Source organism: Stenotrophomonas sp. Bg11-02, from assembly GCF_002836635.1.
GTDB classification, from domain to species: domain Bacteria; phylum Pseudomonadota; class Gammaproteobacteria; order Xanthomonadales; family Xanthomonadaceae; genus Stenotrophomonas; species Stenotrophomonas lacuserhaii.
This window is the reverse complement of record NZ_PJAY01000049.1, coordinates 222,388-231,125: the sequence shown is the minus strand read 5'-3', so window position 1 is coordinate 231,125 and position 8,738 is coordinate 222,388. Positions and strand designations below refer to the sequence as shown.

The following is an 8,738-nucleotide window of genomic DNA, read 5'->3' as shown; positions in this document are numbered from 1 at the left end:
CGCGCGAAGCATCGGCGGCGGCGTCAGATGGGGAGAAGAGGCAGGGTTGGCGGGGGCGTTGAGCGCCAAGGAGGGCGCGAAACGAGGCCCGCAGGAGCGGCTTCTGCCGTCCCCCGACCAGCCCCACCACCCGGCCCACTCCCAGCTGCGGCTTCAAATAACAGCCACCCGCGAGGGGGTCCCACCCGTTCGCCGACCTCAGTAGCGCATGATCGGCGGCACGGTGCAGCTGGCAATCTGTGCATGCGCCGACACGGCGTTCTCTTTCTCGCCGCGCGCCAGGCGCGCCTGCTCGATCGTCGCCCAGTGCCGACGGCACAGCGGACCGGTTTTTGATCCAAGCTGCAGAGCCTGGTGCGCGAACTGTTCGGCCGGGGCCCATTGGCCCTGCAGCAGCGCGATCTCGGCGCGCTCCTGCAGCACCGCTGGATCGTCGGTCACCAGGCCCAGCGCCTGGTCCAGATGCGCTGCCGCAGCCGCCAAGTCACCGGCCTGGCGCTGCGCCTGCGCCAACTGGCGCAGATCGTCGACCTGCGGATCGCGCAGCGGCGCCACCGATACTTCCTTGTCATCAGGACCTGCGGCGGCCTCGACTGCGGCCATGCGCTGGGCGGGCGTCGTGGTATCCACTGGCGCCACCACCGGCGGTGGCGCGCTGACACAGGCAGCCAGCGAGGCGCTCAGCGCCAGTGCAACCAGGGAAACGCGCAGGGTACGGAAAGACATGGCACTCACCTCGGGGACGTCGAAGGCGCTGGCTGCGCCGAAGGTTCTGCGGGAGCATCCGGCTTGGGATCCAGGCCGAACCAGCTGCGCCAGCCCCCACCCTGCTGGCCACCCTCTTCGGGCAACGCGGCAGGCGGGGCACAGGGCGCGTACGCTGGCGCATAGCCGACCACGAACGGGAAGCGGCGGGCGCCGGGACAGCCCGCATCGGTGGCGCCGGTTCCAGTGGCCTCGACGTACTGGTAGTCCAGGCCCTTGTCACTGACCCGCAGCGGCGCGGTCGGCAGGCGCGAGAAGATGCCCGACCAGACCCGCATCGCGCCGGTGGCGCCGAACAGTCCGGTCTGCTCGTTCTGGTCGTTGCCCATCCACACTACCGCCAGGTGGTCACCGGTGTAGCCGGCATACCAGCTGTCACGGCCGTCGTTGGAGGTGCCGGTCTTGCCGGCCGCCTGCAGGCGCGCCAGGCCATCGGCGTTCAGGCGCTGGGCAGTACCGCTGGACACCACCTGCTGCAGGCCGATGCTGATCAGGTTGGCGGCGATCGAATCCCCTTCCTGGGCCGGCGCCGGGGTCTTGTCATAACGCTTCAGCAGTTTGCCCTGCGGATCCAGCACGCCACGCACTGCATGCAGCGGCTGTATTTCACCGCCGGATGCCAGGAACTGGTACAGCTGGGCCATCGCATACGGGCTCTGGTCGGTCGCGCCCAGGATCACCGCCGGATTCGGGTCGGCCTTGATCCCGGCCAGCACGTGGATGAGCTGGGTGACCCGCTCCGGACCCACCTGCATGCCCACCCGCACGGTGGCCTGGTTGTACGAATGTGCCAGCGCATCGACCAGCCGGACCGTGCCGTGGCTGCGGTTGTCCGCGTTGCCCGGCGACCAGTTGCGGTTGCGCCCGAGGTTCACGGTGACCGGTGAATCATCCACCCAGCTTGCCAGCGAGTAGCGATCCGGCTGGGCAAGCGCCAGCAGGTACACGAACGGCTTGAGCAGCGAGCCGACCTGGCGCTGTGCCTCGATGGCCCGGTTGAAGCCCGGCGCGGAAACATCGCGGTTACCCACAACGGCCAACACGTCCCCGTTATGCACGTCGGTCAGCACCAGGCCGGCCTGGATCTCCGGCCGTTTCTTGTTCTCCAGCGATTTCACGGTGCGGGTCACCGCGCCTTCGGCGTAAGCCTGTGCGGACGGCGCCATGCCACTCATCACGCTCATTCCTGCGCCCTGCAGCACCGACTCAGGGTAGTCATGGCCGAGCTGGCGACGCACCAGGTCGATGTAGGCCGGGAACCGGTTGGCCGCCACGATGCCGGGATTCTTCGGCACGCCCAGTGGCGCCTTCACGGCGCGCTGGTATTCCGCATCATCGATCAGCGTGGCCTCGTGCAGCTTGCCAAGCACGAAGTTGCGCCGGTCCAGCGCGCGCTCCGGATTGCGCCGCGGATCGTAATAGGACGGCCCCTTCACCAGGCCGATCAGCAGCGCGATGTGCTCGCTTTCCAGCGATGACAGGTCGCGCCCGAACCAGAACTCGGCGCCCGAGGACATGCCATGGATGGCCTGGCTGCCGCGCTGCCCCAGATACACCTGGTTGAGGTAGGCCTCGAAGATGGTGCGCTTGTCATACCGCGCTTCCATGATCAGCGCGAACAGCACTTCGTTGAACTTGCGGGTGAGCGTCTGTTCCTTGCCGATGCCGAGCAGGCCGCTGCGCGCCAGCTGCTGGGTCAGCGTGGAAGCGCCCTGCCGGCTCTGCCCTCCGGACCGCACCGTCACCCACACCGCGCGTGCGATGCCGGACAGATCGATGCCGTGGTGACGGTTGAAGTCCTTGTCTTCCACTGCCTGCAGGCCGGTGACCAACAGGTCCGGCGCTTCTTCCATGCGGATCAGGCGGCGCTCTTCCTGCTTCTGCCCGTACAGCGTGGCGATGCGGGCCGGATCCAGGCGCGCGGCCTTCAGTGCCTTGCGCCCTTCGGCATCACGCAGCGAGGCGATGCTGCCGCCGGCCAGCGTCAGCTCCACCCGTCGCGGCGCCACGCGGCCGTCAACATCGTTGTAACCACGACTGGAAATGGTGAAGCGCGAGCCCTTCACCGCGTAGGTCGCCGGCGCCTCGCCGACGCCGTCATCGCGATACGCCGACGCGGCCAGTTCGGTCTTCAGCGTGGCCGCGTCCATCGCCTTGCCCGGCAGCAGGACCAGCGGGCGCGCGTACACCCGCGTGGGGATCTGCCAGCGCAGCTCCCCGAAGCGCTGGGTGACCTGATGGTTCAGGTACACCGTGTACGGGATCAGGAAGCCCAGCCCCAGCGCAACGGCGGCCATGCTCCAGGTGATCAACCGACGGCGCCAAGGCGAAGCGCCGGTGTCGTTGTCGTCGTCGAGATCGTCGATGTCGTCGGAATCGTAGCGTCGGGGCACAGGCAGGGCGCGATATTTGAATGCGCCGAGTCTACCCCAGGCCCCGCGAACGCTGCCTGTTCCCGTCCCCGCCGTTGGGTTCAGTTCAAGCTGGCCGCAGCGCCGGGCAGGCTCAGCCGGGCAGTCCGCCGGTGCGGCCCACCACGCCGTCGCGCAGTCCCTTGCACATGAACACCAGTCGCTGCCAGCGCGCCGGAAGGAACAAGGCGTTGCCGATGAACTTGAGCACCAGTCGCGGCACATCCTGGGCGATCCACACCCGCGGGGTATAAACGCGGCGATACAGCAGCACCCGGTTGCGCATGATGAAGTACAGGCGGAACGGTTTGTGTACGATCACCCCGTCCTGCTTCACCCGTGAAGCGAGCAGCTCCTCACCGATGCTGTGCGCCATCTGCGCATCGCATATGCCGTGCAGGGACAGGCCCGCACGCTTGGCACGAAAGCACCAGTCCATGTCGATGTTATCGATGAACAGTGCTTCGTCCATCGGTCCGATCCGCACCAGTGATTCCACCGGAACGAGCGAACCGGAGGTGATCAGGAAATCGCAGGACACCCGCTGCCCTGGCCCGCCGCGCAGTTTGCGGTTGAACGGAAATCCAAAGCGCACGAACGGCGCCAGCTCGCCGCTGCGCGCATCGCGGAACTGCGGCCCCACCGCCGCCACGTCACCGCCCTGCTGCAGCTCGACCAGCGCCGCACCCAGGGTGCGCACCATGCCTTCGGCCAGCACGCTGTCCTGGTCCATCATCAGCACATGCAGGAAACCCAGTTCGCGCGCGCGTTCGCAGGCCCGGTTCAACGCAGCGCCCAGGCCGACGTTGAGCGCCGATGGCATCACACTCACGCGGCGATGTCCCGCCAGCAGGCCGGCCACGTCCACCCCACCGCTGCCGTTGTCGAACACCACCACGTGTCCCACCTGAGGAACCACGCTGGCCACTACCTGCTGCAGCAGCGCGGGGTCCGGTCCATAGGTCACGATCACCGCGCAGGTAGACTGCGCGTCGAAACGCGTTGCATGTCCTCGTCCGTCCGCATGGCGGACCGCGTTTTCGGCAAGAGGGACAGCAGCAGGCATGGAAGACCGTGGCAGAGGGATGCAGCGGCAGGACTATAGCGGACACGGCAAGCGGCCGACAGCGCAACGGCTCAGCGCGGAAGCCCGCCTGCCTGGAGGACCCGTGCTTCGAACGCAGGAAGTTCAGCAAGCGTGGGCTGCAGTTGGCGGGCCTGAAGGGCGGCGCGCGCCGCGAACCCGACATCTCCACTGCCCAGCCGTTCACTACCAATGGCAACCCAGCGCAGGGCAAGGCGGTTGCGCGCCACCCCCAACCCGGGATCGGTCGGCGCCAGGGTCTGCCACGCCTGCAGGCAGCCGCCGGCCGCTTCCACCCGGTTCTGCCGCAGTGCGTCCTCGAAGCAATGGCGGCTGGCCGGCAGCAGGCGCTTGGCCGCCGCAACGACGCGCCGGTCGTCCGGGGCGAGCGACTGGGCTTCGCGCAGCGCATCGTAGGCACTGGCACCGGGCGGGGCGATCAACTGTCCGCGCGCCTCGGCCTCGCCCAACTGTTCCAGCAGGCGCCCGAGCTGCTTCGTGCTGGCACCGGGACGCACACCGCTGCCGCGCTGTGACTGCCTTGCCAGGCGGGCACGCTCCACCTGCTGGCGGGCCGCCGTGAGCTCACGCGAGGCTCCCTGCAGGCGTTGCGCATCGTCAAGCCGCGCCGCAGCCTCATCGAAACGGTAATCCGCCGCCAGGCGCTGGCCTTGTTTCAGCAACGCGGCGGCCAAGCGCCCGCGCTGGAGGGCAACGGCCGGATCTTCCCCCGCAGCGTCCAGCGCAGGTTGCAGCTGCGCCAGAGCAGCGTCCAGCCGGCCACGCTGCAGCTCGCGGGCGGCCTGCCGCGCACGCGATTCCAGCGCGCGCGACAGCGCCTCCTGGCTGGCCGGAAGGTCGGCATGGCCCGGATCATACTCACGTGCGCGCCGTAACAGCCGGGCGGCCTGTTGCACATCCCCACGCTCGCTGGCCGTGCGTGCACGCAGCAGTAGATCGCTGAGCGCGTCTTCACGCGCCTCCAGGGCCGCCACGTCCACAGGACGCAGTTCGAGCACGCGCTGGAGCAGCGGCAGGGCATCTTCCGGGGTGTCGTCCAGCCGTCCGGCAGCCAGTGCCTGGCGCGCCTGGCCCAGCAGCACGTCAAGCCCGGCGCCTGCTGCCTGCCGGTCGCGAAGCTGGCGCGCAAGGGCCTCGCTGGCCGGCTGTGGCACCTGCAGCTGCCGCGCCAACGCGAGCGCTTCAGCGGCCGAACCGAGGTCGTCCCGGGCCAGCGCCTCCGCGCCCCACCGCAGCGCCGCCGCGCCGGTCCGCGCCAAGCCCTCGCGGGCCTGGCTGCGGTCGCCATCCAGCGCCAGTGCAGCCTGGAAATACTCGCGCGCGCCACTGCCATCGGCTGCGCTCAGGCGGCCCGCCAGCAAGGCACGATCTCCCTGCTCCAGCAACTGCTGGATGCGCGGCTCATCCCAGAACCAGTCGGCCAGCGGCCTTCGCAGCAGGATCAGGGCAAGGAACAGCACGACGGCAGCCAGCAGCGCCCAGCGCCAGATCCTGTGCGTGTGCCGTGCCTGCAGCCACCACCAGCGCCCTTCCTGACGTACGCGCTGCAGCGCATCGTGTCCCGGCCCGCCTGCGCGACGCGAATTCCTTTCCATGTGCGAAGACTAGCCCGGAGGACGTGAAGTTCAGCCGAGCCTGCGGACCTGGCTGACACCAGGCAGCGCATCCATCTTGCCCAGCAGCGCGGAAAGCTGGTCGAAGTCGCTGACTTTCAGCCGCAGGCGCAGGTGGGCCTGGCCACTGTTGCGGACGTTGTCGCTGTGGATGTCCAGCACATAGGCATCTTCCTGCGCGATCAGGTTGGTGATGTCCTTCAGCAGCCAGCGCCGGTCTACCGCATCGATCACCACATCCACCTCGTAGCCGCTGCCGGCCTGGCCCCACTCCACCGGCAGGATGCGCTGCGGACTGGTTGCCGAAAGGCGGGCCAGCGACGGGCAATCGGCGCGGTGCACGGTCACCCCGCGGGTGCGCGTGAGGTAGCCCACGATGGGTTCGCCGGACACCGGCTGGCAGCAACGCGCCAACTGGACCAGCAGGTTGCCCACGCCCTGCACGGTGAACTTGCTCTTGCCCAGGCCCTCGCGGCGTGCCGTCGGACGCGGCAGGGCCGGCGGCGCAGGGGGCTGGCTGGCGGCGCGCTCGGCCTCCAGGAGGGCCCGGCTGACCTGGTTGGGGCCGGTGTCGCCCAGTGCCACCTGGATGTACAAGTCGTCCGCACTGTCGGCATGGAATTTCCTCAGCACCGTGGAAAGATCAGCCTGCGCCAGGCCCAGGCGTTTCAGCTCCCGGTCCAGCAGCTCGCGGCCGGCCTGCACGTTGCGCGCGCGATCCAGCTTGTGGAACCAGTTGCGCACCTTTTCGCGTGATCGATTGCTGGCGAGGTAACCGTTGGCCGGCAGCAGCCAGTCGCGCCGCGGGTCGGCTTCCTTGGCGGTCAGGATCTCCACCCGATCCCCGCTGCGCAGCCGATAGGTCAGCGGCACGATGCGGCCGTTGATCTTCGCACCACGGCACCGGTGCCCGACCATGGTGTGCACGTGGTATGCGAAGTCCAGCGGGGTGGCGCCCTGAGGCAGGTCCATCACCTCGCCCTTGGGGCTCAGCGCATACACCCGGTCCTCGGTGAGCTCGGCATCCAGCGCACCGGCCAGTCCACTGGCCGAAGCCTCCTGTGCCTGCTCCAGCAGCTGCCGCATCCAGGTGATCTTGCGGTCGAACGCCTTCTCGCCGCCCTTGCCGCCTTCCTTGTATTTCCAGTGGGCGGCCACGCCGAGTTCGGCCTGCGCGTGCATTTCATGGGTGCGGATCTGTACCTCGATCGTGCGCCCTTCCGGCCCCACCACGGCGGTATGCAACGATCGGTAGTCGTTGGCCTTGGGGCGGGCGATGTAATCATCGAATTCGCTCGGCACCGGCGCCCACAGTGCGTGCACCACGCCCAGCGCGGCATAGCAGGCGCCGACATCGTCGACCATCACCCGCACCGCGCGGATGTCGTAGAGCTGGTCGAAAGACAGGCGCTTCTTCTGCATCTTCCGCCAGATGCTGTAGATATGTTTCGGTCGGCCACTGACTTCGGCGTTGATGCCGTTGGCCGCCAAGTCACGCGACAGCAGTTTCTTGACGTTCTCCACGTAGCGTTCGCGGGCAACGCGGGTCTCATCCACTTCGCGCGCGATGCGCCGGTAGGTATCCGGCTCCAGATGCCGGAACGCCAGATCTTCCAGCTCCCATTTCAGCTGCCAGATACCCAGCCGGTTGGCCAGCGGCGCATGGATGTCGCGGGTCAGCTGGGCCAGCGCGCGGCGCTGTTCTTCATCGTCCAGCTTGTCCGCCGCACGCATCCGCGCCAGTTGCCTGGCCAACAGCAAGGGCACCACGCGCAGGTCCTGGATGATCGCCAGCAGCAGTCGACGCAGGCCTTCGCTGTTGCGGCCCGCTTCGCGCCCGGCATGCAACGCCCACACCTGGTCGGCAGCATCCAGGCCGTCCAGCAGGCCGGTGACGGCGGCCGGGTTGGCCAGCGGCAGGCCGGCGACGCGGCCGCGCAATGCGGGTAGATCGAACAGCAGCGCGGCCACCAGCGAGCTTTCGTCGGCCGAGAGCAACGCCAAGGCGTCGAACGTATCGCCCAGTACCGACCAGTTGGCGTCGACCGTCTCGCCGTGCCCGACCTGGGCCCATGCGCCGAGCAATGCCTCGCGCAACGGTTCGTGGACCGCCGCGGCGGAGGGGCGGTTCAACAGAGTATCCAGGCCAGGCACGGAAGCGCGGTTCACGACGATCACAGATAAGACGGGTACGAACTACACTAGCGCCGCACCCGTTCAGGGACAATCGCTGCGAGGACATCCGCGCGCCGATGTTCATTCCCGACGCGCCTGCCCTACACTCGGCCCAATCCCCATGGAAACCACCCAATGACCCTGCCTTCGCCCCGCCTGCTTGCGTGCTCGCTGGCCCTGCTGGCCGTTTCGTCCACGGCGTGGGCCCAGCGCATCGTGGAAGGTGACCTGCAGCAGCAGATGAGCCCGGCCGAGTTCAAGGCCGCCGGACTGGACAGACTGCAGCCGGTCGAGCTGGCCAACCTGAATCGCTGGTTGCAAGGCAAGGTGGAAGCCGCGTCGGCCGCCGCCATCCAGGCTGCGCGCGAAGAGGGCCGCAAGGCCGTCGTCGAAGAGCACCGCGGCTTCTTCGACTTCGGCAGCCGCGAGCCGATCACCAGCGTGCTGCCGGGCGAGTTCCGCGGCTTCGCCCAGGGCCGGGTGTATGTGTTGGCCAACGGCCAGCATTGGGAGCAGACCGACAGTGCCAATGTCGGCGGCGTGCGTCGGCAGGATCCGCAGGTCAGCATCGCCCCGTCGGTCAGCGGCGCCTGGTATCTGCAGATTCCCGGCGTCAACACCCGCGCCAAGGTGAAGCGGGTGAAGTGAGGGCGGGCCGGGCCGACAGTG

At 68.4% G+C, this 8,738-nt stretch carries 6 protein-coding genes; 1 reads left to right on the top strand and 5 read right to left on the bottom strand.

The window, feature by feature from the left end:
- Positions 1-198: 198 nt before the first annotated feature.
- The 5 genes from CXG43_RS04570 to CXG43_RS04550 all read right to left on the bottom strand — a co-directional run bounded on the left by CXG43_RS04570 (position 199) and on the right by CXG43_RS04550 (position 8,063).
- The gene (locus CXG43_RS04570) at positions 199-726 is read right to left on the bottom strand and encodes a hypothetical protein (RefSeq protein ID WP_101098855.1); all 528 of its coding nucleotides are present in this window, start codon (positions 724-726) and stop codon (positions 199-201) included.
- Positions 727-731: 5 nt separating this feature from the next.
- A complete protein-coding gene (gene mrcB / locus CXG43_RS04565) occupies positions 732-3,158 on the bottom strand; it encodes a penicillin-binding protein 1B (RefSeq protein ID WP_101098854.1) in 2,427 nt (808 codons plus the stop codon).
- Positions 3,159-3,270: 112 nt separating this feature from the next.
- Positions 3,271-4,242: a glycosyltransferase family 2 protein gene (locus CXG43_RS04560; RefSeq protein WP_101098853.1), complete on the bottom strand. Its 972-nt coding sequence runs from the start codon at positions 4,240-4,242 to the stop codon at positions 3,271-3,273.
- A gap of 71 nt (positions 4,243-4,313) precedes the next feature.
- Complete coding sequence (locus tag CXG43_RS04555; RefSeq protein ID WP_101098852.1) at positions 4,314-5,876, bottom strand: hypothetical protein; 1,563 nt, start codon at positions 5,874-5,876, stop codon at positions 4,314-4,316.
- A gap of 30 nt (positions 5,877-5,906) precedes the next feature.
- Positions 5,907-8,063, bottom strand: coding sequence for a bifunctional (p)ppGpp synthetase/guanosine-3',5'-bis(diphosphate) 3'-pyrophosphohydrolase (locus CXG43_RS04550; RefSeq protein ID WP_101098872.1), 2,157 nt, complete (start codon positions 8,061-8,063; stop codon positions 5,907-5,909).
- A 141-nt stretch (positions 8,064-8,204) separates the two neighbouring features.
- Here CXG43_RS04550 and CXG43_RS04545 point away from each other — a divergent pair, with 141 nt between their 5' ends.
- Entirely contained in the window at positions 8,205-8,717 is a 513-nt protein-coding gene (locus CXG43_RS04545) for a hypothetical protein (RefSeq protein WP_101098851.1), read from the top strand.
- Positions 8,718-8,738 lie beyond the last annotated feature (21 nt).